Genomic DNA, 23,043 nt, shown 5'->3' with positions numbered 1-23,043 from the left:
CTTTATTTCTTACTATTCATTTTATCAATATAATTCTCTTTATTCACTTGTCTTGCTCTTGCTATTGATAGCGCTTTCCCTGGTACATCCTCAGTAATCGTTGAACCTGCAGCAACATATGCATTTTCTCCAATGGTCACTGGTGCAACAAGATTTGAATTACATCCGACAAAAACGCCATCCTCTATCTTTGTCAGGAATTTATTTTTCCCATCATAATTAACCGTTATTGTGCCACATCCAATATTTACATCACGGCCGACTTCTGCATCGCCGATATAACTTAAATGAGAAGCTTTGCTTCCTTCACCAAATGTAGACTTTTTCACTTCAACGAAGTTACCAATCTTCACATGACCGTGAATATCAGATTTTGGTCGAATATGTGCAAATGGACCAATCTGTACGTCTGAGCCAATTTGACTATCAAAAGCGGCTGATTGACGAATAACAGTGCCATCTCCTACTGTACAATCAACAATTTCACTATTAGGACCGATCGTACAATCTGTCCCGATCGACGTTTGACCAGATAGAATTGTTCCTGGGTAAAGAACTGTATCTATTCCAATTATAACATCTGGACCAATGTACGTATTCAATGGGTCAATAATCGTTACGCCATTTCTCATATGCTCTTCATTTGTCCGCTTTTTCATAAATTGCTCTGCTTCAGAGAGTGCTACACGATCATTCACACCAAGCGTCTCTTCAAACTCATCTGTTTGATAAGCTGTCACAATTTCTTGATCATTCTTCAAGATTTCAATCACGTCTGGCAAGTAATATTCACCTTGAACATTGTCATTTTTCACTCGATTAAGTGCATCGAATAAGGCTTTGTTATCAAAGCAGTACGTTCCACTGTTAATCTCCTGAATCGTACGCTCCTTTGCCGTTGCATCCTTATGTTCGACAATCTTTTCTACATGACCATCTGCATCTCTGACTATCCGCCCGTAACCAGTTGGATTATCAGCTATTACCGTTAGGACAGTCGCCTTCGCCTTCGTCTCTTCATGATGTTTAAAGAGCGCTTCCATTGTCTCATGCTTGATTAATGGTGTATCTCCACATACAACAATCGTCACTCCATCTTTTCCATCAAGCATTTCCTTTGCTTGCATAACAGCATGAGCGGTGCCTAGCTGTTCCTTCTGTAATGCATATCGAATTTGATCACCAAGTTGAGCTTTTACCTTTTCTGCTCCGTGCCCAATAATCGTAACAATTTCATCTATATTAAGCTTCGAAACTTGATCAACCACATGTTGAACCATTGGTTTTCCGCATACAGGATGAAGGACTTTATATAGTTTTGATTTCATTCTTGTCCCTTGGCCTGCAGCCAATATGACCGCATAACGATTAGACATAGACAGACCTCCACTCCAAAAAAATATCAAAGCCAACATAATTATACCCTTTTTATCCATTAAAAATATATCTTAAATACGCGCCTATTTCAAGGAAGGACTAAAAACTATTTATTTTTGTCAAATTCATGAACTTTTTTAAAAATTACGTTTATCGTATCGTTTTAGCGGGAATGGAAGATTGAGAGGTTAATAGGAAATAGGAAAAAGGAAGGGGCATTCAAACTGCGACAGTCATTCCTTTTGCAAATAAAGGAGTTAGAGAGTAGCATTCATTTTTTTGCATTCTATTAAAAAGAGCCATACTTCAGAAGTAGGCCCTTGCTGTTTATTATTTATTATTTTAGGAAGCTCCAGCTTCTTCAAATTCAACTTCTAATTCTCCTAAGCGGTGGTATTCTGATAATACAGCCTCCTGGATCTTGCCTCTTGTACCTGAATTAATCGGGTGGGCAATATCTCTAAATTCACCATCTGGAGTGCGTTTGCTTGGCATTGCAACAAACAAGCCGTTATTTCCATCAATGACACGAATATCGTGAACAACAAATTCATGATCCAAAGTGATGGATGCAATAGCCCTCATTCGGCCATCCGTATTAACACGGCGTAATCTTACGTCAGTTACTTCCATTCTGTTCACCACCTTTGCAAGAAGATACAAACCTAGTTTTATAAATTCAACATAATTCTTTTTATTCCTTCTTTATGATAAAAAATTTTTCGAATAATTCAGTTGATAGGAATAAGTTAATAGAATATCCTTCTATTCCCTCATCCATTATGACTATATTTTCTACTGAATATACTTTAAAAATGAAAATCCCCTTAAAAATGACTGCCATTTGGACTATTTTTAAAATTCCTTAATGATCACATCTAATCATGCCTTTAATTTTTCCACTTAATTTTATATGTGCCTTAAATCCATGGACAAAAAAAAGCCCGTTGCTAAAACGAGCTTGCTGCCTTCACTTATTTTACAAGAGCGATTACTTCGATCTCTACTAAAGCATTCTTTGGCAGTTTTGCCACTTCTACACATGAACGAGCTGGTTTATGTGTATGGAAATATTCCCCGTACACTTCATTTATCGAAGCGAAGTCATCCATGCTTTGAATAAATACAGTTGCTTTTACAACTGTTTCAAGGGATGCACCCGCTTCTTCAAGTACAGCTTGTAAGTTTTTGAAAACTTGATGGGTTTGAGCCTTTACATCCCCCTCAATCATAACGCCCTCAACTGTAAGTGGAATTTGCCCTGAGCTATAAAATAAATTATTTACAACAATTCCTTGCGAATATGGCCCTATTGCTGCTGGTGCCATATTTGTTTGAATGGTTTTCATCCTCACTTCACCCCTAGATTGATCGTTTAAAGTAATTTCCCTCGCTTACATTAATTTTCTTCTCTTTCACATCAACATCAGATAATCTTACCAATGATAAATACTCATCAACAAGTCGTTCCTCTGCCTTTTCCGCTTCAACTAACACGGCAATGCCAGCAACATATGCTTTAAATTCTTCAAGCATACTAACCATCCCATTAACCGTCCCACCAGCCTTCATGAAGTCATCAACGATTAATACTTTTGAACCCTCTTCTAAGCTTCGTTTAGACAGCAGCATCGTTTGGATTCTTTTTGTCGAACCCGATACATAATTAATACTAACAGTTGGGCCTTCGGTTACTTTGCTGTCCCGACGAACAATAACGACGGGAACATTTAAATAGTTAGCAACCGCGTAGGCTACTGGAATGCCCTTTGTTGCCACAGTCATCACAACATCAATAGGAACATTTGCATAGGCTGAAGCAAACAGACGTCCTACCTTCTGAACAATTGCCGGATCGCCCAGTATATCTGTCATATACAAATAGCCACCAGGCAACAGTCTCTCTGGATTTGCGATTAACTCACAAAGCTCATCAATGATTGGCCTTGCATCCCCCTCTGACACCTTCACATGGAACCTAACGCCTCCTGCTGCCCCTGGTATCGTCTGCAATGTACCAATATGCCTTTGTTCAAATGTCTCCTTGATAATAGCTAGATCCTCACTAATCGAAGACTTGGCTGAGCCATATCGTTCTGAGAAAAAGGTTAAAGAAACTAATTGACGTGGATGTTCTAGTAAATAATTCGTCATATCAATTAAACGTTCGCTTCGACGAAATTTCATCTTAGGACCCCCAAATAAATCCGAATAATTTAACGATAATATATCACTAATATACGGATTTAATCAAGTTTATGTCTTTCTCCAAGCATTCTAACAGCAAAAACCTGATCACAGAAACCTCGTAGCCCGTTATATATCCGTTGCATTCTTGAATCATGATGGACAAGTCCGAACACAGTTGGTCCACTGCCACTCATTAATACCGCATCCGCACCGAATCGTTTCATTTGATCTTTTATTTGGGCAACCTCTGGATGTAATGAAAAGGTTACATCTTCAAGAACATTGCCAACATAACTGCATACTCCTTCATAATCCCCATTTTCAATAGCTTCTATCATTGCCCTTGTATTCGGGTGTGTGATTCTATTTAATTGGAGTCTGCGATAAACATCTGCTGTCGAAACACCAATAAAGGGCTTTGCTAGTATAATCCAGCAGGTCGGTGCTGCTGGGAGCTCCTCTATTATTTCACCACGTCCTGTTGCAAGGGCTGTCCCACCGTAGACACAAAAAGAAACATCCGAACCTATTTCTGCGCCAATCTCAGCAAGCTCATCAATCGTTAATCCGAGATCCCATAACTGATTTAAACCTCTTAGAACAGCAGCTGCATCACTGCTTCCCCCCGCAAGGCCTGCTGCAACTGGGATGATCTTTTCAATCGTAATGGCTACTCCTTTATTTACTTTAAATCGTTCCTTCAAAAGATAAGCAGCCTGATAAGCAAGGTTGCGCTGATCATCTGGGACAAAACGATTATGCGAGATAATTTTGATTTCATCCTTCTCTATCAGTTGTAATTCGATGCGGTCCGCTAAATCAATCGTTGTCATAATCATTTCAACTTCATGAAAGCCATCCTCACGTTTATGTAATACATCTAATGATAAGTTAATTTTAGCCGGTGCCTTCACCAAAAGCTTCACATTTCCACCTACTTTATTTATTTCAACGTCTCCATTTTTTGTCCTATTTTACCACAAAACAACAAAAGTAAGACCTCTGAACTGATTTTCGTCACAAATTATTTATTTTGCGGAATCCTCAAGAAATAAAAATAGGATGAAAAATGCACTTATTAGTGAATATCACTGAACTTATAACGGGACTATTGGATCGAATGCTGATTGACTCTTAAGCTTCGGAAGTACAGATTAAAAACAATAATCTTTTTGAAAAGTGTTTATAAATTAAAGGCCGGAGGAATTTCCCCCGGCTTCCCGCAGTGTCTCCACAATCATTATTAATCAAGTGTAAAAGCATCAAAAGGTTATTTGCTTTGCAGATTTTGTTTAGCGATCTCAACCGCTCGTTTGACCATATTGCCGGCATCGCTCGCCTTAATGCCGCCCCAGCCCTCTTTTTGGACGACATCATAGAAGCCTAACTCCTTCGCTAGTTCCTCTTTAAACCCTTCTGACATAACCCCTCTTCTTCTTCCTATGATTAACATCCCCTTTCACACTGCAGTACCTATAGTATGAGACAAAAGGAGATTTTTTAATAAGGCTGTTTTTGTAAACATTGTTGCTAATTAAGATAAAGTTGGTCAACCACATCCACACAAACATTTGTTTCAAAAGCAAAAATCCTTTAGAATTGACCCTTTAATAAAAACGAATCACGGTTGTTAGTTTAAGCCCATAAAAAAGAACTGCTAGTCATTAGCAGTTCCAGGTAATAAAGTATCTATTAATTTAAAGCAATTTGTCCTGTTGTATCTTCGTAGAATGTAATTTGAACCGTTTCCGTTAAGACATCTGCATAGCTGTAAGATACGCGTTCAAACGCATTTTCTTCCTGATCTAATTCAATAACAAATACGGAAGGATATGTTTCGGCTAAAACACCAGAACGTTCAATCGTTTTTCTCCGTCCACCATTTGCCTTAAGCAAAAGCCTTTTCCCAAGGTTTGAATCAAGAGCTTTTTTGATATCATTTAATGTTTTTCCCATTCGGTCCACCTCACTATGTTAAGTATAACACATTGACACAACAGAGTCAAACAAAAACATAAATTATAACAGGAATCAAAAAACGTTGTCAATATATTTTCTTCTTCAATTTCTACTGTTTTTCAACATTTTTATTCTACCCCTACTCTTGAAGGATTATGTACTTGTTAAAATAACTGTATGAAACAATCAAAAAAGGAAATTCAAAAAAAATAAACCGTAAAAAAAATAAACGGCTTATTAATAATATTCATCATTTTGATCCTTATTATAGGGCATCCCTGTTCTTAATACCCCTCTTGTATCGATTCCTCCCAGTCCTTTTTCCCCTGTTAATGTATTTCTTAATACATCCCATACATTAATTCGTTCCATGAATGGAGTAAAGCTAATCTTCGCTACAATATAAACAGGATCTAGGGCATGAATATTCACTCTATAAGGCGAACTTGCAAAATTGGCACCTGCATGAATGATCGATTCAAAATGCGACTGACAGGCACCAGCAAAGATAACTAGCTGGTCTAAATGCGGAATCCTTTTCCTTGCCTCTTTGACCGTTTGTACAAAATGCTTGGAATGCCTATATGCATTAATATCGCCTTTCTTCCCTTTTGCCTTAGAATAAGCATCATGACCTGTTATTACTAAAATATCAGGTCTGTAATAATCAATAAGCTTGCCAATTTTCAAAGGCATTTCCTTTTCATCGCAATGAATACCAATAACCGGGACACCTATTTTCTCATATAAAGTTAAACACTTTTCTAAATAGGCTGGGTCGCCATCCAAATGGAGAACCCTACCTGGTATTTGAAAGTAATTAGATGATTTGCTATATCCATCTGTTGCTTCATACTCTTGTCTTTGTTTTAATAGGTCAACATCCTGGCGAAATAATTGCAGTGACTGTTCTTCCATCGAAACAAGTTCCTTCGTTACTCTCTCCCTTGTGGATTGACTTACGATCACCAAATCATCAATCGGGGCATCCGCTATTAAGCGCATATCCTCGCCATATAAAATAGCGATCTCTTTGCCATCCTCTTCCTTTTTATCAATTACTCGAAAGATAATATCACAATGATAAGAAACTCTACCGACAATATCCATGATGTTTATACTCACTTGCCACACTCCAATAAGCCCTTTTTACACTTTAGGCTATCTAATCGATTTCAGTTATCTTTTAAAATATGCATTTGTCCATCAATATGTGTGCAAATTAGCAAGTAGAACTGCCTTAGAGACTATCTTTATTCTCTTTTAAAAATGCTAAAGCACAAGTGCCCTAATCCCCGATCAACTAAAGTTTAATAGGCGATAGCACTTGTGCTTTATAAAAAGACCTGCATGATACAGACCTTATGAGAAACTCGTATAAAGATGATCACTTAAACGGGCAAATTCCTCCATTGATAAAGTTTCCCCTCTTCTTCCAGGGTCAATTTCTGTCTGTTCCAATGCAGAAAGAATCTCTTCCTTCCTCTTTTTGCCCTCAGGGAGCCCATTTGTTAAGTTGTTCAGCAATGTTTTCCTTCTTTGAGCAAAGCTAATTTTAATTAATTGAAAAAAGAACGCCTCATCTTTTACTAATACAGCTGGTTCTTTTCTCTTTGTTAAGCGAATAACAGCTGAATCTACATTAGGCTGAGGAACAAATACAGTTTTCGGGACAATCATCACTGTTTCTGCTTCAGTATAGTACTGAATCGCAATCGAAAGGGAGCCATAATCTTTTGTACCAGGCTTTGCCGCTATCCGATCAGCCACTTCTTTTTGAAGCATACAAACAATGCCTCTAATCGCTAGCTTTTCCTCAAGTAATTTCATTATAATCGGTGTTGTCACATAGTACGGGAGATTAGCAACAACCATGACATCCTCTATATCACTTAAGTCGTTTTCTATTACCTCTTTTACATTAGCCTTTAATACATCTTCATGGATTACTTTTGTATTCGGATAGGGTGCCAATGTTTCAGCTAAAATAGGCAGGAGCCGCTGATCAATTTCAAATGCAACGACCTTTTTGCTTCTTCTTGCAAGCTGTTCAGTTAACGCACCGATACCCGGACCAATTTCAATCGCCGCGGAATTTTCCGTTAGTTCTGCATGATCAACGATTCGTCGCAATATATTTGTATCAATTAAAAAATTTTGTCCTAAGCTTTTTTTAAAGGAGAACCCGTGTTTCTCTAGAATTGTCCGAGTCCTTATTGGAGTAGCAATATCTTTATGCATGTTCTTCCTCCTGACGGATTGATTGGATTGCCTCTGCAAATGCCTCTCTACTAATTTGGAACATCATTAGCCTCTTATGTAGCTGCTTTCCATTTGCAAACCCAATTTTCAGCAGCTTACCTAATTTCTCTCTTCTCTCGCGTGCCCCATCTCCACCGATCAAACCAGCAGTCAGCAAATCCTCATGTGTGATCTCCTCCACTACCTTCTCATGCATGATTTGGGCATCGCTTAATGCCTTTCTGATCGTTTCAGAAGATGCATGCTCAACCCCGACCCCTTTTCCATGCTTATGAAGTGCATCCACCTTTTCAATAAATGCATGTTTGCAGCCTGGGACATGCTCTTTAATCGTATTACGAATTTTTTGTCCAGGATAATCAGGGTCAGTAAGGACGATTACCCCTCTTGTCTTCTGAGCAAGCCTTATTTTTTCAATGGTTTCTTGATTAATTGCTGAACCGTTTGTTTCAATTGTATCAGCATCTAATGCCCTCTTAATTGCCGTGGTATCATCTTTTCCCTCGACAACGATAATTTCTTTAACTTTCATATTTCCTCCTTAGCCTGCTGAACCTCACCATAAGTAATGACTTATAATCCATATGTGAATGAATATTGTCGTCCATAAAAAAAAGAAATAAATTGATAAATATTTGAAACATTTCTGTAATGTGAATCGTCTATTTAAGTGAACAATAAATAATGATTTTTATTATATATGAAAAATCATAAAAAGAAAAAAATACAGAGGCCTTTTCGACCCCTGTATCTTAGAATACATCCATTTAATTTAGAATTCTTATTTTAACCGTTTTACGACCCCAACGGTAAGCTTCTGCTTTTGTTGCAAAGAATACATCTATTTTATTCCCTTTAATAGCAGATCCGGTATCAGCCGCAACCGCATATCCGTACCCTTCGACATACACCTTCGTTCCTAACGGGATGACTCTAGGGTCCACTGCAATTACTTTTACGTTTGGATTTGCCTTCAAGTTAATTCCAGTAGCAGTCTTTCCTGAGCAGCCATTACAAGAGGCAGTATAAGCAGTCGAAGAGACATAAACTTCTTTGCCGCCAGATTCATTACTACGGGATACAACCTGTTTAACAACCTTTGTTCCCACAGCAACGACCTTATCCGTCTTTTCCTTTACCTGCTTTTCACTGATTAGCTTTCTGGATACTTCTTTGCCATTTTCTAAAGTAACTTCATATTCTTTATTTAAAAGGCCATCTTTCCCTTTAGTAACGACCTTTTCTGTTCCTTTATTCAGTTGATCGTCTTTCTTTGTAACAACCGCAAATTGAATTGGTTCTTCCACTACATCGGTGACTTTTTCTACACGAATAACATTTATCATATCATTCTCTTTGACTTTTTCTTCAGCCCTTGGCTCAACACGATCTAATTCACCTAGTGTAATTCCTTGATCTTCTAAAAAGTCAGCGACCGTAGTCGAAGTTGACCATACTTGCTTCTCATTTCCACCATCTGACAATGTCAATGAAAAGGCTGTATTTATCTCTATTTCTAAATCATTTTTAATGGATTCTTCGAGATTTGGGTGAACTTTATCATGATCAGATAAAGATATCTTCTGCTCATTCAATAGCTCATTAACTGTTTCAGATACTGTCCAAATCGTTTTCTTCTCGTTGTCTTTGACAATATGAACCTGTTGTGCCGGTTTCCAAACAACTTCTAAATTGTTCTTCACCTTCGTGTCCTCAGAAGGGAACACATAGTCTTCTGAGTGTAAAGAAATATCTAACTCAGCGAATAGCTCGTTAACTGTTGCTGCATGTGTTTTAATATTTTTTACTTCTCCATCTAATGTAAGTGCAACTGTTTTTTTAGTAGTTTCAAAGATTAAGAAGCCGAAAGAAGCTGCAAAAACGATGAAACTCACAGTAATAATCGCTAATTTCTTCTTACTCAAAGACTTGGATAACAGGTTTTTCATGTTTGGGATTACGATGAAAAACGCCTCCTTTTCTCTCGGAGTGATTATATAGACAATCTTGAATACTGTCAACTCCTTAATCCTCAGATCGTCTCCTACTACTTGATCATACAATCGAACAACTAGATTTCTAATGAATCATCAAACTATTCATTTGAAATAGAATAACCAACCTCCTTCTCAAGCATATTCCCTATTATGCAAAAACTTCAAGAATAAGGAAAGAGAGACTTATCGACATGGTTATCCTATGAATGGAGGAAGAAATGTAGAACTTTTTAGAATTAGAAAATAATCGGACAAGCTCTCTAAAAAAACGACACGATTCCTTATCATTTTATGCCGAATAATTTATTTGCATTTGCTGTTGTTGCATGGGCTACTTCTTCTAAAGTAAGTCCTTTAATTTCTGCAATTTGTTCCGCAACTAATTTCACATAGCTAGGTTCATTTCTTTTCCCCCTATATGGATGAGGGGCTAAATAAGGGCAATCCGTTTCAATTAATAACTTCTCTAAAGGAATGGCCTCTGCTACTTCTTTTGGTTTTTTTGCATTTTTGAATGTGACAGGTCCACCTAAAGAAATATAGAAGTTCATATCTACACATTCCTTGGCAGTCTCTGGGCTTCCGCTAAAGCAATGCATGATCCCACCAACTTCCTCTGCTCCTTCTTCTTTTAGAATCTCAACAATGTCAGCAGTTGCCTCTCGGTTATGAATAACGATTGGCAGCTTCACTTTCTTTGCCAGTTGGATTTGCCTTCTAAATACTTCCTTTTGGATATCCTTTGGGGACTTGTCCCAATAATAATCCAATCCCATTTCGCCAATTGCTACTACCTTCGGATGGCTAGATAGCTCCTCAATCCATTGCAGATCCTCATCCTTCATATCAATTGCATCAACAGGATGCCAACCAATACTTGCATATATGCATTCATATCGATCCACTAATTCCATTGCCTTTTCAATGGTTGGACGGTCAAAGCCAACTACGACCATTCGGGAAATTCCTTCGTTTAATGCCCTATTTATTACTTCTTCTAAATCATCTGCAAATTGTTCCGCATTCAAATGTACGTGGGTGTCGAATAACATGGAATGAACTCCTTCTTTACAAATATTATATTTTGATTACATTATTAACTTTTTTATTATAAATAGGAAAAATGCTTATCTCATGGAAATGCTTTTCAAAAATAACATTGAGTATAACTTAAAATTATAATGAGATATCGAATTCCCACTCATAAATCCCTTCAAATATGGAATTAGCAAAGGAAATTTACTCAAGAAATAATTCTATAAAAGAAAAACATAGAAATGCCTGACGTTTAATGTTACACGTGAAACATTTCTATGTTATTCATCTGTTTTAAACAAATCGTTTTCGTTCAACTAAGCGATCGGACATTTACATTTGAACGTTTCGTCGATTCGCTTTTCTTTGTCCAGCTACAGCTCCTTGCCCCTCGAGGTCATAAGTCAGACTGGCCTGAAGGTTAAAGTGCCAACCTTCCTGCCAGTCCGCCTTATGCTTGTCGGGGCAAAACAGTCGCCTTCGCTTTTCTTTGTCTAGCTGCAGCTCCTTGCCCCTCGAGGTCATAAGTCAGACTGGCCTAAAGGTTAAAGTGCCAACCTTCCTGCCAGTCCGCCTTATGCTTGTCGGGGCAAAACAGTCGCCTTCGCTTTTCTTTGTCTAGCTGCAGCTCCTTGCCCCTCGAGGTCATAAGTCAGACTGGCCTGAAGGTTAAAGTGCCAACCTTCCTGCCAGTCCGCCTTATGCTTGTCGGGGCAAAACAGTCGCCTTCGCTTTTCTTATTTCACTCTCGATCCTAATGGTAGAGCTTCTGCAATTGTTGCAAGTGATAGTTCTCCATCTTTGCTGCCTGCTAGAATCATTCCTTCTGAAAGCTCTCCACGGAGTTTGACAGGCTTTAAATTGGTTACACAAACGACTTTTCGTCCAACTAAATCTTCTGGTTTATAAAACTTCGCAATGCCTGAGACCACTTGACGTTTTTCATAGCCAAGATCTAATTGCAGCTTCAAGAGCTTATCTGCCTTTTTTACTGGTTCAGCATGGATGACCTCTGCTACTCGAAGGTCTACCTTCATGAAGTCATCAATAGAAATTTCTTCATTTTCTGGCTTCTCTTCCACTTTTACTTCTTCAACCTTTGGAGCAGCGCCTTGCATTTTCAACTTGATATACTCCACTTCTTCCTTTAAATCTAAACGTGGAAAAATTGGATCGCCTTTTGCAATTTTTGTTGCCTCCGGAATTAGACCAAAGTTCTCGAGGCTTTCCCATGAGGTCAATTCTGCTTTATTGACATTTAGCTGTGTAAATATTTCAATTGGTGTTCTTGTTAGGAATGGCTGTAATAGAACAGCAATTCTTCTTAATGACTCTGCTAAATGGGACATTACATCGCCTAATTCACCAATTTTTTCTTCATCTTTTGCTAAAGTCCATGGCTGCGTCTCATCTATATATTTATTCGATTTACTTACTAATTGCCAAATGGCTGTTAATGCAACAGAGAACTCCATATTTTCCATTGCTTCTTCGTATTTAGTAAAGGTTTCTTTATTCACTTGAAGCAATTGCTGATGATATTCTCCATTTGACTCTCTATACGCAGGAATAACCCCATCGAAATACTTATCCACCATCGCTAATGTTCGATTTAATAAGTTTCCTAGGTCATTTGCTAAGTCAAAATTAATTCTTTCAACAAATCCCTCTGGTGTAAATACACCGTCAGAACCAAAAGGCACTTCACGCAATAAATAATAGCGCAATGCATCCAAACCATATCTGTCAATTAAGGTAACAGGATCCACTACATTTCCTTTTGATTTAGACATTTTTCCATCCTTCATTAATAACCAGCCATGACCGAATACTTTTTTCGGAAGTGGCAAATCAAGCGCCATCAACATAATTGGCCAATAAATGGTGTGGAAACGGATAATTTCCTTCCCTACTAAATGAACATCTGCAGGCCAGTATTTTGCATACTTTTCATCCTTTTCCGTCCCATACCCAAGTGCAGTAATATAATTAGATAAGGCATCAATCCAAACATAAACGACATGCTTAGGATTTCCAGGTACCTTGACACCCCAATCAAATGTCGTTCTTGAAACAGCAAGATCCTCTAATCCCGGCTTAATGAAGTTATTGATCATTTCGTTCTTGCGAGATTCTGGTTGAATAAAGGAAGGGTTTTCTTCATAATATTGAAGAAGTCTGTCTGCATATTTGCTTACCTTAAAAAAGTAAGACTCTTCCTTCACTTTATTTACCGCTCTGCCACAGTCAGGGCAATTCCCATCAACTAACTGACGTTCAGTAAAGAATGATTCGCATGGAGTACAATACCAGCCTTCATATTCTCCTAGATAAATATCTCCCTGATCGACTAATTGAGCAAAAATCTGTTCAACGATTTGCTTATGTCTACCTTCTGTTGTTCGAATAAAATCATCATACGAAATATCCATCTTTCTCCAAAGCTCTTGTATGCCGCTCACAATCTCGTCTACATAGCTTTGTGGAGTGACACCTTTTTCCTCTGCCTTCTCCTGAATCTTTTGGCCATGTTCATCCGTTCCAGTAAGGTACATTACATCATATCCACGCAGCCTTTTATATCGAGCCATTGCATCCCCTGCAACAGTAGTATAGGCATGCCCAATATGTAAATTCCCACTTGGATAATAAATGGGTGTCGTTAAATAGAATGTTTTTCTTTTTTCCACCACAGAATCCCTCTCCTTATTCATAAGACTATCCTTATTGATATTCAAATTTCTCTACCTATCAGCTTTACCGCTTATACCATCAAAATATACCTAAAATTTAGTATTTGTGCAACAAAATGCAGGTAAACGTATGGAAAATTAAAGGGGAATAATCAATAAATCAACTGAATAACCCTTATGTAACCATTTCCATTTAACGGAAAACCGCACCCTTGTTTATTACAAATATGTCAGTCATATAACAAAAATAGGTGTTATTAATCTAGGAAAATATTTCTATTTAAATCCAAAATAAAGTAATTGACGTTTTTGGGAATGGCTGGTATTATTGAGATACAAAGAATTTTGTCGAATTATGACGAATCTATAAGAAATACAAAATATAAATTTACTAATTTTAGGAGGACAAAGTTAATGAAATCTACTGGTATTGTTCGTAAAGTTGATGAACTTGGTCGCGTTGTTATCCCTATTGAATTAAGACGTACATTAGATATTGCAGAAAAAGATGCACTTGAAATCTATGTGGATGATGAAAGAATTATCCTTAAGAAATACAAACCAAATATGACTTGCCAAGTAACTGGTGAAGTTTCTGATGATAATATTACTTTAGCTAATGGCAAATTAATTGTTAGCCGCGAAGGTGCAGAACAATTACTACAAGAAATCCAAAATCGATTTGAATTAGTTTAATTCATTTATTCTCAACATGATTGACTTCTTTTTTAAGAAAAAGCTTCTCAACTTTTGAGAAGCTTTTTCTTATTCCTTAATATGAAAGGCATGATAAACCTCTCTTTTGGTTAAACCACGATCATTCGCCGTTTGCTTAATTGCATCCTTACTCGACATACCATTCAATGAAATGTAGTGATTGACATGTTCTTCGATCGATCGATCCAGCCACCAGGCTTCTTCGCCTTCATTCTGCTCGTCTTGGGATCCTTCAATGATTAAACAAAACTCTCCCCTTACTTCTTCCACTGTTGCCCAATGCAATACCTCTCTTACTGTTCCTCTAATGAATTCTTCATATTTCTTAGTCAATTCCCGACAAAGTACAATTTTCCTGTCACCCATTTGCTCCTCCATGAGTGAAAGCGTCTCTTTTAAACGATGTGGAGCTTCATAGAGAATCGTTGTTGCTGACATTTTTGAAAGGACTTCAAGCTCTTTTCTCTTTACTTTCTTTTGTCGATTTAAAAATCCATAAAAATAAAAAGGCTGTGGATTTAATCCTGAAGCAATAAGGGCAGTTAATGCCGCATTTGCTCCGGGAAGTGGAACCACCGTTAATTGTTCTTCCATTGCTGCAGCAACTAGTTCATAACCAGGGTCAGAGATTGTCGGCATACCAGCATCACTAACAAGTGCAATTTTTGCACCTGCATGTAATTTTTCGAGAAGCTTTTGTCCGCTCACGACCTTATTATGCTCATGATAACTTATGATTGGTGTTTCTATTTCAAAGTAATTGCAAAGCTTCTTCGTATTTCTTGTATCCTCAGCAGCAATGTAGTCTGCTTCCTTCATCATTCGTATTGCACGAAAGCTCATATCCTCCAGATTGCCAATTGGCGTAGGAACTAAATATAATATTCCCTTTTGTTCCTCATTGCTAAAGCTTTTTTGCTGCCACATATTCTCCACCTGTTTCCTTTATTAGAAAATTGTCCTTCTGCTTTCTTCCCCATTGTTTAAATGAATATTCTGCTCTCAATGCCTCGCCTTTCGTCTCAAAGGTCTTTGAATAGACTAACTTTACGGGGCCTCTTCCTCTCGTATACTTAGCCCCTTTTCCTTCATTATGAAGCTTTATTCGTCTTTCTAGATTATTCGTATACCCCGCATAAAGCGTGTGATCTTTGCAAAGCAGCACATAAAAAAAATGGCTATTTTCCATATAAAATTTCCTTAACCTCTTCGGTATATTCATTTTCTTCATTATATACAAATAGAGGGGGCAGGATTTTCAAATCTGGATGACCATCCTTCGTCGCTTCAATTAGTAAAGTATTTGCTTCCTTTCCTTTCTTCGGGTATACAAATTGAATCTTCTTCGGTTCTAGTTTATATTTACGCATAATGGTCACAATATCTAAAAGTCTTCCTGGTCGATGGACAAATGCTACCTTTCCACCTTGTCTGACTAATTGGCTAGATACTTGGATCGCATCCTCCAATGTACACATAATTTCATGTCGAGCAATAGCTAAGTATTCATTCTCATTCACTTCTTCTATAGAAGGGGTAGTGAAATAGGGGGGGTTGCATGTTACAACATCGTATTTTCCATAGCCTAATTTCTTTGGCATTTCCTTTATATCTCCATGTATCATATGTAACCGTTCAGAAAGAGCATTATACTCAATGCTTCTTATTGCCATATCATACAATCTTTCCTGAATTTCAACACCTGTTATCTGGCCCTTCGTTCTTGCACTCAGAAATAAAGGAATCACGCCATTTCCACTGCATAGATCAATGATCTTCCCTTTTTGTATCGGTACATAAACAAATTTTGCTAAAAGAACAGCATCAAGTGAAAAGGAAAAAACGGATGGACTTTGTATAATTCGTAATTCCTCTGCTAGCAAATAATCTAATCGTTCATCTCCCTTTAAAACATCCATGTACCTTCCTCCAAATAAAATAAAGTAACAACTTTCTTTAAAAAGACTATTTTCGTAAACATTTGATTTAAAAACAACAAACTTTTAGAAAGGCTGTTTTCGCAAACATTGTTGCTATTTTTCACATAATTAGGTAAGGGTTGATTTCCGCGTACGTGTCCTCCAATCAACCGACCTATTTGGTAAACCATTCATTCTAACAACTATTTTAAAGACAATAAACTTTTAGAAAAGAGTATTCTGAAAAGAACCTATCTAAAAAATAGCCCTCCTTTTCAGGAAGGCCATCACAATTATTTCTTATTTAAGAAGGACAAACAGAACAAGCAGTCTCCTTCTTTTCTCGGGCTTCCAAAATGGAGATTACAAATGTGGAAGCCTTCTTGATACAATCGAGCAAGGTTGTCATACCCTTCTCCGATATCAATTAGCTTAGGGGCAGGCTTTGCCTTCACGTTGGCTGATTGATTTTTTTCTCTCTGTTTTTTTTCAGCTTCATCAAGTAATTCTAAATGCTGCCTTAAATGATTATTTTCCAGCTTTAAAGAGTTATTCTCTTCAAGTATTTCTGCCAAATGCTGTTTCAACTCACCAAGCTGTTGATATAAATGTCCAATTTGCTCCTCCATACTACTTACTGAGTCAAAGATTTCTTTTTTATCCACGTATTCCACCTCGTTAATCTGTGGATTGAACTGATACAGCACCCTTTTTTAATATTTCATCATGCGTATATTCAAGTATGCGCTCCTGAGAGGTTACATTCACTTGAAGTACTCTTTCTAGAATATTTAATCCTACTACTTTGCCAGGACCATCAGGTGTTTCTACCCATTCACCTACATCTGGCAATTGCTCCTTAGCTGCTTCATATTCATCATTCTCGTACTTTAAGCAACACATAAGCCGCCCACATAGGCCTGATATTTTCGTTGGATTTAATGAAAGATTTTGATCCTTTGCCATCTTGATGGATACAGGATCAAAGTCACCTAGAAAGGTAGAGCAGCATAGCATCCTTCCACAAGGACCTATTCCACCTAACATTTTTGCTTCGTCTCTTACCCCGATCTGACGCAATTCAATCCTTGTCCTGAAAATAGCTGCTAAATCCTTTACTAGCTCCCGAAAATCGACTCTTCCATCAGCAGTAAAGAAGAAAATCACTTTATTACGATCAAATGTATATTCAACATCTACTAGCTTCATATCTAGTTGATGAGTATTTACTTTTTCAGAGCAAACTTCATATGCTTCCTTTGCCGCTTGCTTATTTTCCTCGACGATCATTCGATCCTTATGATCGGCAATTCGAAGAACTTTCTTTAGTGGAAGGACAACATCATGTTCATCGACCTTTTTAGGAGCAACGACAACCTTCCCATATTCAACCCCTCGAACTGTTTCAACAATAACAAAGTCATCCTTTGCAATCGTTAATCCGCCGGGATCAAAGTAATATATTTTGCCCGCTTTTTTAAAGCGCACTCCTACAACATCATACAAATGAGGACCCCTCCTGCAATTTCAATACAAGCTGTTCCATTAACAGCTGCGGATTCATATTTGCCTGCAATTTTCTTTTCGCTTCAAAAATTGCCGCCATTTGTTCTGATAGACTTTTGCTAGAGGATTGCAGAGCAAACTGCTCTAAACGTACCTTTTCACCTTGGTAGACAATCTGCTCTTGTTTGCCTAACTGAATATATAGTAAATCCTTAAAGATAAGTAATAATAGATCTAGTCCTTGATTAATTTGCTCTTTCTCTTTAAAGTGATAAAACCAATCATCTTGAAGAGTGACCATGGCTTCTAGTGGATTTTTTTTAATCACCTCATATAATTTTAACACTATTTTTTGCGCTTGTACAAACCAATCATTTCGACTATATTCGAGCGCCTCATCTAAATTATTGGTAAGCTGGGCAAGAATTGGCGCTAGATGTGTATCTACCCCACTTGATAGAAGTTTATCAATCATTTGATTAGGTGAAAGGGCATGAAATGAAATCGCTTGACAGCGAGAAAGTATTGTTGGGAGAATTTGCTGCAACTGTTCTGTCATCAAAATGGCAATCGTGTGAGGATGTGGCTCTTCAAGAAATTTCAACAAACTGTTTGCCGCATTGACTGTCATTCTGTCTGCATGGACAATCATATATATTTTCTTTTTGGATTCAACACCTGTTTTAGAAAACTCTTCTTGTAATAATTGAATTTGCGCTTTTTTAATCGATAATCCATCTGGTTCAATCATGTGGACGTCCGGATGATTTCCCTTATTAATTCTTTTACAGTTCACACAAGATTCACATGGAATGTACCCATTGTCAGGTGATAGGCATAAGATACTTTTTGCTAAGAGAATACTAGCCTCTCGTTTCCCCGTCCCCTTCATTCCTTCAAATAAATAAGCATGGGCAAGTCGTTCCTTTAATATGCTATTTTTAAACATTTTTAAAACGACAGGCTGTAACTCTTGAAGCTGTTCCCATGTTTTTGACAAAATCATCACCACTTATATCAATAAATTTATTAAAACTGAAGGAAATTTTCAATTGGCAATACAAATACAGTAGCGCCACCAACTGCAACCTCAACAGGATACGGCACATAGGAGTCAGCATTCCCACCCATAGGTGAAATTGGAGCAACAAGCTGATCTCTTGATTGACAGTTTTCTTTAATGATTTGCAGCGCCTTATCTATACGAATATCCTCCGTACCAATCATAAATGTCGTATTACCAGACTTCAGAAACCCTCCTGTACTTGCCAATTTAGTCGCACGAAAGTTGTGGTCTACCAATGCCTTTAATAATTTTTGGCTGTCTTGATCTTGAATAACCGCTATTATTAATTTCATATTTTCAACCCCTTCAATTTCTCAATATACTCTTCTTTCCATTATACCAATTAAAATCGGTTCAAACATAGAGAATTCATTGTTGAAAAATGGAAATCTATTTCATGATGACACTCTTTTTCTAATGCTCTTTGGCTGAGAACCTCAGCATATACCTATTAATACGAAAAAGTTACTTAACAAAAAGCATATATCCTCGTTCAATCCGTACATTGCCAAGTTTTTCTCTACACCTCCTAAAGAGCATTCAAAAAAGAAGCCTTAAAGAATAATTCTTTAAGGTTTTCTAATTTCCTTCTTTTGAATGATCTCTTTTAGCTTTCCTTCTGCCTCTGCACAAACATCATCTATTAGCTGTGATGCATCTATTTTATAAATTCGCTCTGGATAAAGATCCATTAATTTAATATAGCCTTCTCGAACAAGCTGATGGAACTTTAGGTCCTCCAAATCAAGCCGATTGATTTCTCTTTCATTATGCTTATTAATTCTTTCCAGTCCTAGTTCTGGCTCAATATCAAAATATAATGTTAGATGAGGCATCATATCCTTAATGGCAAAGCGATTGATCATATAAACCTCATCCATCCCTAATCCTCTAGCATACCCTTGATAGGCTAAGGAACTATCTATAAATCGATCGCATAATACAATATAGTCTTTTTCAAGTGCAGGAATGACCTTCTCAACGAGATGCTGTCTCCTTGCAGCTGCATACAATAATGCTTCTGTTCTAGCATCCATTTTGGTATTTTCCTTATCGAGAATCACACTGCGAATTTGTTCCGCAATCTCAATCCCGCCAGGCTCTCTCGTATGCAAAACACGATACCCTTCAGCCTCTAACCTTTGAGCAAGCATATGGATAACCGTTGTTTTCCCTGCTCCCTCAGGACCCTCCACAGTAATAAAAATTCCCTTGTTCATTTGTAAACCTCCAAGATGATCCAATTATAGTTATATTCATTTATGTTAAATATATGTCTATCTTTCCATGCTCAAAGTCCTCATCACCTTGAAACTTTGCTCCTGACTTTTTAAGCAATCGAATCGTTTCGATATCTTCCTTACTTATTAGCTCCCCGGGAAATAATAAAGGGATACCTGGCGGATATGGAATAATAAGCTGAGCACATACTTTCCCAACAGCATCTTCCAATGGAATGGTTCCTATCTGAAAAGTTGAACGATCTTTTATACTTATTGCTAGACTAGAAATATCAGGTTTTCTAAAAGTTGACTTTATTTTCGTCTTACCTACAATCTGATCTGGCTGTAAAGCTCTTTTAAACCGACTGATGATTTCTTTTATTGGATAGGTCATATCCTTTTTCAGCAATGGAAAAACTAATAGCACATTAAAGGGATCAGCCATTTCTGTATAAATCCCTTCCTTTTCTAATAACTTTTGAATATCATAGCCACTTAATGAAGTCGTAGATTGGATCGTTATTTTTAAAGGATCCCCACTGCCATTATTATAGGTTAGAACTTTTATTCCTTCTATTCCTTGAAGCTCCTGCCTAAATTTAAAGATTGTTTCTCTTAAAGCATCACCATCCTCCCTAGTAAATGAAGCCAAATACTCTCTTGCAATATCAAGTGAGGCCAGAATTGGATAAGAGGGGCTACTTGATTGCAATATTTGGAGGTGATTACTTAATTCATTTACAGAAAGAAATTGACTATTAAAATGGAGATATGCCCCCATCGTCATTGCTGGGAGTGTTTTATGGGCAGATTGAACAACAATATCTGCTTTTAAATGGACAGCAGACTGCGGAAATAGTTCTCCCCCGATAAAATGCGCCCCATGTGCTTCATCAATTAAAACAGGTATATTACTTTCATGAGCAAGTTCAATAATCCCCTCAATATCATCTGCCATTCCATAATAATTTGGATAGGTTAGAATGATTGCCTTTGCATGAGGATACCTTTCAATCGCTTGTTCTATTGTATGTACGGGTACTCCACCAGCAACTCCCCAATCCTCATCAAAAATTGGCCCTAAGAAAATCGGATGAGCTTTAACAAGTTGAATGCCATTCATAATCGATTTATGACAATTTCTCTGTACAAGGACCGTATCATTTTCCTTAAGTGCAGTCATAATCATCGCCAGGTTTCCAACTGTTGAACCATTTACTAAGAAGAAACTTTTTTCCACGCCATATAATTGAGTGAGAAGCCCTTCAGCCTCTTTAATAACCCCCTCTGGAGAATGAAGATCATCCAATCCATTAAGCTCTGTTGCATCAAGTCTAAGCATTTCCTTATAATAACTCTCTCCATCCGCTTGAATGAGTTCTCCATATTTATGTCCTGGCACATGAAATGATATTGGATTTTTCTCTGTATGCCTTTTTAATTGTTTAAATAAAGGTACGCTATTCTGATTCATTTTATCATCACCAAATCGTATTGTTCAGAGTCATATTTATTTTATCATTTAGCTTATAAAAAGGCATTCTTTCGCAAAATTCCTTTTTATATCAATCAGACAGCAAAGATTTCTTTATAGACATACAACCAATTGAAGTTTATATCATACATTAATAATTAAGCAGGCATTCTCATGGATGAATTTTCTAAAAATTGTATACAATATAACAGAACCGGACAGACTAGTTGTGTGGAGGTGGATTATTTGGGTATGCTCATGGCAAAGAAGAATATTGGGGAAGAGTGTGTCATTTGCGAGGAATCAAAAATAAAAGGAATACATCTATACACTGCTTTTATCTGTACTGACTGCGAAAGTGATTTAATTTCAACAGATATGAATAATCCTAAGTATAAATATTTTTTAAAACAATTAAGAAAAGTGACGAATCCAGAAATTTCATCTTAACGGGCTCCGCATGTGGAGTCTTTTTATTTTGGTCTTAGCTGCTATTTGCTTGTCATTCATAGCTGCTCTTATAAAGGTTCAAACCACCTGTGATAATGGGCGATTATCTCTACGCTGAATAAAGCCTTTGTTATTGGATATTCCATCATGCTTAATTGCTCTGTATCTATATCAGCTTGTATTTGATTACGTATATTCCCCTCTATCACTTTTATATTTCTTCTCACCCTATCTTTATCATATCCCCAGTCATAATCGAGAAAACGGGGTACTCTTCGTATATTCACTTACTCTTAAATAAGATATTATTTTCTTAAGTTGTACAACGAGCAAAAGTAAAATAAGGGGAGTTTTTCCGCTTAAATGCAAAATAAAGATCGAATTGGGGTGAATAAGCGGAATATTTCCGGTTATTCAGTGCAAAAGCGCTCTTTTTTGAACTTCCCGAGCCAATAGGCGGAGTTTTTCCGCTTATTTAGGCCTTTTTTATTAAAAATTTCAAAATAGGCGGAATTTTTCCGTCTATTTATCAACTCCGGTGCTCAACCTACTCTCCAACTGATAAGTGCGGACCTTCTTGATCCTAGATAAGGGGTTAGCTTCTTTCCATCCCTTCCCTAAATATTGATTATAATTAATTACACTGTTTACACCGTTTTTTCCATTACTTTTCATACAACTATGTGTGACCAATTGCTATTGCTTACTCGTTAAAACCTATGCCAAATCTGTAACTATTTTTGATAGTAAAAATAGTTAACCTTGTTCATACCAATAAACAGAAGCAAGCGGATTTATATGCTAATTCACTTGCTGAAGCACTTGTTCTTTTTCTTTTTACTTTTCTACCTCTGAACCGAACTACTTAGTATTTCTCCAATATCCTTTTTAATTTCTCCATATTTCTATACTTTAGGAAAAACACGATGTGAATTTTACAATTGCATGCTGATATTTTGGTTGACGAACTAAAAATCTGTGAGCACCAGAGGGGCCTTTTTTTAATACCACTCTAAAAAAATTTTAGAACCCTCGGCACATTTTACAACAAAAAAAGAGTACCAATCCGGTACTCTTTTTATTTGCCTAGCGACGTCCTACTCTCACAAGGGGACAGCCCCTAACTACCATCGGCGCTGAAGAGCTTAACTTCCGTGTTCGGGATGGGAACGGGT

At 37.2% G+C, this 23,043-nt stretch carries 24 protein-coding genes and 1 rRNA gene; 2 read left to right on the top strand and 23 right to left on the bottom strand.

The annotated features are described in order from the left end of the window. Positions 1 to 2: 2 nt before the first annotated feature. The 13 genes from glmU to metG form a co-directional block, all read right to left on the bottom strand. Complete coding sequence (gene glmU, locus J2Z40_RS15445) at positions 3 to 1,376, bottom strand: bifunctional UDP-N-acetylglucosamine diphosphorylase/glucosamine-1-phosphate N-acetyltransferase GlmU (protein WP_066398978.1); 1,374 nt, start codon at positions 1,374 to 1,376, stop codon at positions 3 to 5. 343 nt (positions 1,377 to 1,719) lie between these two features. Next, on the bottom strand, positions 1,720 to 2,010 hold the full coding sequence (gene spoVG, locus J2Z40_RS15440) for a septation regulator SpoVG (protein WP_053479353.1): 291 nt from the start codon (positions 2,008 to 2,010) through the stop codon (positions 1,720 to 1,722). 341 nt (positions 2,011 to 2,351) lie between these two features. After that, positions 2,352 to 2,726, bottom strand: a complete 375-nt coding sequence (locus tag J2Z40_RS15435) for a RidA family protein (RefSeq protein ID WP_066398972.1) — start codon at positions 2,724 to 2,726, stop codon at positions 2,352 to 2,354. 13 nt (positions 2,727 to 2,739) lie between these two features. Next, the gene (purR, locus tag J2Z40_RS15430; protein ID WP_066398971.1) at positions 2,740 to 3,564 is read right to left on the bottom strand and encodes a pur operon repressor; all 825 of its coding nucleotides are present in this window, start codon (positions 3,562 to 3,564) and stop codon (positions 2,740 to 2,742) included. 59 nt (positions 3,565 to 3,623) lie between these two features. Beyond that, entirely contained in the window at positions 3,624 to 4,493 is an 870-nt protein-coding gene (ispE, locus tag J2Z40_RS15425; RefSeq protein WP_066398967.1) for a 4-(cytidine 5'-diphospho)-2-C-methyl-D-erythritol kinase, read from the bottom strand. Between the two features lie 344 nt (positions 4,494 to 4,837). Beyond that, the gene (locus tag J2Z40_RS15420) at positions 4,838 to 5,011 is read right to left on the bottom strand and encodes a small, acid-soluble spore protein, alpha/beta type (RefSeq protein ID WP_083954035.1); all 174 of its coding nucleotides are present in this window, start codon (positions 5,009 to 5,011) and stop codon (positions 4,838 to 4,840) included. A 248-nt stretch (positions 5,012 to 5,259) separates the two neighbouring features. Beyond that, positions 5,260 to 5,523, bottom strand: a complete 264-nt coding sequence (gene veg, locus J2Z40_RS15415; protein ID WP_066398964.1) for a biofilm formation stimulator Veg — start codon at positions 5,521 to 5,523, stop codon at positions 5,260 to 5,262. Between the two features lie 240 nt (positions 5,524 to 5,763). Continuing rightward, complete coding sequence (yabG, locus tag J2Z40_RS15410) at positions 5,764 to 6,651, bottom strand: sporulation peptidase YabG (protein ID WP_066398961.1); 888 nt, start codon at positions 6,649 to 6,651, stop codon at positions 5,764 to 5,766. A 237-nt stretch (positions 6,652 to 6,888) separates the two neighbouring features. Next, positions 6,889 to 7,767, bottom strand: coding sequence for a 16S rRNA (adenine(1518)-N(6)/adenine(1519)-N(6))-dimethyltransferase RsmA (rsmA, locus tag J2Z40_RS15405; RefSeq protein ID WP_066398959.1), 879 nt, complete (start codon positions 7,765 to 7,767; stop codon positions 6,889 to 6,891). Further along, positions 7,760 to 8,320: a ribonuclease M5 gene (rnmV, locus tag J2Z40_RS15400; protein ID WP_066398957.1), complete on the bottom strand. Its 561-nt coding sequence runs from the start codon at positions 8,318 to 8,320 to the stop codon at positions 7,760 to 7,762. The genes rsmA and rnmV overlap by 8 nt, the downstream gene beginning before the upstream one ends. Positions 8,321 to 8,555: 235 nt before the next feature. Next, on the bottom strand, positions 8,556 to 9,737 hold the full coding sequence (locus tag J2Z40_RS15395; RefSeq protein ID WP_066398954.1) for a G5 and 3D domain-containing protein: 1,182 nt from the start codon (positions 9,735 to 9,737) through the stop codon (positions 8,556 to 8,558). 332 nt (positions 9,738 to 10,069) lie between these two features. Beyond that, positions 10,070 to 10,837, bottom strand: a complete 768-nt coding sequence (locus J2Z40_RS15390; protein ID WP_066398952.1) for a TatD family hydrolase — start codon at positions 10,835 to 10,837, stop codon at positions 10,070 to 10,072. 720 nt (positions 10,838 to 11,557) lie between these two features. Next, positions 11,558 to 13,513, bottom strand: a complete 1,956-nt coding sequence (metG, locus tag J2Z40_RS15385; RefSeq protein ID WP_180316787.1) for a methionine--tRNA ligase — start codon at positions 13,511 to 13,513, stop codon at positions 11,558 to 11,560. A 414-nt stretch (positions 13,514 to 13,927) separates the two neighbouring features. Between metG and J2Z40_RS15380 the strand changes: the two genes are divergently transcribed. Further along, positions 13,928 to 14,209, top strand: a complete 282-nt coding sequence (locus J2Z40_RS15380; RefSeq protein ID WP_066398948.1) for a transition state genes transcriptional regulator AbrB — start codon at positions 13,928 to 13,930, stop codon at positions 14,207 to 14,209. 69 nt (positions 14,210 to 14,278) lie between these two features. On the opposite strand, the gene rsmI is transcribed toward J2Z40_RS15380, so the two are convergent. From rsmI to J2Z40_RS15335, 9 genes are all read right to left on the bottom strand, one after another. Continuing rightward, the gene (rsmI, locus tag J2Z40_RS15375; RefSeq protein WP_066398947.1) at positions 14,279 to 15,157 is read right to left on the bottom strand and encodes a 16S rRNA (cytidine(1402)-2'-O)-methyltransferase; all 879 of its coding nucleotides are present in this window, start codon (positions 15,155 to 15,157) and stop codon (positions 14,279 to 14,281) included. Beyond that, entirely contained in the window at positions 15,135 to 15,419 is a 285-nt protein-coding gene (locus J2Z40_RS15370; RefSeq protein ID WP_066398946.1) for a GIY-YIG nuclease family protein, read from the bottom strand. The genes rsmI and J2Z40_RS15370 overlap by 23 nt, the downstream gene beginning before the upstream one ends. Beyond that, complete coding sequence (locus J2Z40_RS15365; RefSeq protein WP_066398945.1) at positions 15,409 to 16,149, bottom strand: tRNA1(Val) (adenine(37)-N6)-methyltransferase; 741 nt, start codon at positions 16,147 to 16,149, stop codon at positions 15,409 to 15,411. The genes J2Z40_RS15370 and J2Z40_RS15365 overlap by 11 nt, the downstream gene beginning before the upstream one ends. Before the next feature lie 293 nt (positions 16,150 to 16,442). Further along, a complete protein-coding gene (gene yabA, locus J2Z40_RS15360; RefSeq protein WP_066398942.1) occupies positions 16,443 to 16,814 on the bottom strand; it encodes a DNA replication initiation control protein YabA in 372 nt (123 codons plus the stop codon). A gap of 13 nt (positions 16,815 to 16,827) precedes the next feature. Next, the gene (locus J2Z40_RS15355; protein WP_066398932.1) at positions 16,828 to 17,655 is read right to left on the bottom strand and encodes a PSP1 domain-containing protein; all 828 of its coding nucleotides are present in this window, start codon (positions 17,653 to 17,655) and stop codon (positions 16,828 to 16,830) included. After that, positions 17,648 to 18,655 carry a DNA polymerase III subunit delta' gene (gene holB, locus J2Z40_RS15350; protein WP_066398930.1) on the bottom strand — a complete coding sequence of 336 codons (1,008 nt, stop codon included), beginning with the start codon at positions 18,653 to 18,655 and terminating at the stop codon, positions 17,648 to 17,650. Before holB ends, J2Z40_RS15355 begins: the two co-directional genes overlap by 8 nt. A gap of 29 nt (positions 18,656 to 18,684) precedes the next feature. After that, entirely contained in the window at positions 18,685 to 19,014 is a 330-nt protein-coding gene (locus tag J2Z40_RS15345; RefSeq protein WP_066398929.1) for a cyclic-di-AMP receptor, read from the bottom strand. A 276-nt stretch (positions 19,015 to 19,290) separates the two neighbouring features. Continuing rightward, positions 19,291 to 19,941 (bottom strand): dTMP kinase, encoded by a 651-nt coding sequence (tmk, locus tag J2Z40_RS15340; RefSeq protein ID WP_066398928.1) that lies wholly within the window; start codon positions 19,939 to 19,941, stop codon positions 19,291 to 19,293. A 40-nt stretch (positions 19,942 to 19,981) separates the two neighbouring features. Then, a complete protein-coding gene (locus J2Z40_RS15335; protein ID WP_066398925.1) occupies positions 19,982 to 21,418 on the bottom strand; it encodes an aminotransferase class I/II-fold pyridoxal phosphate-dependent enzyme in 1,437 nt (478 codons plus the stop codon). 252 nt (positions 21,419 to 21,670) lie between these two features. On the opposite strand from J2Z40_RS15335, the gene J2Z40_RS15330 reads away from it, so the two are divergent. After that, positions 21,671 to 21,868 carry a sigma factor G inhibitor Gin gene (locus J2Z40_RS15330; protein ID WP_281064492.1) on the top strand — a complete coding sequence of 66 codons (198 nt, stop codon included), beginning with the start codon at positions 21,671 to 21,673 and terminating at the stop codon, positions 21,866 to 21,868. 1,084 nt (positions 21,869 to 22,952) lie between these two features. Here J2Z40_RS15330 and rrf read toward each other — a convergent pair. Beyond that, a 5S ribosomal RNA gene (rrf, locus tag J2Z40_RS15325) occupies positions 22,953 to 23,043 on the bottom strand; the annotation flags it as partial.

The organism is Cytobacillus eiseniae, from assembly GCF_017874625.1.
Lineage (GTDB): Bacteria > Bacillota > Bacilli > Bacillales > Cytobacillaceae > Cytobacillus > Cytobacillus eiseniae.
The sequence above is the reverse complement of the archived record's forward strand: the minus strand, read 5'-3'. Positions and strand labels throughout refer to the sequence as shown.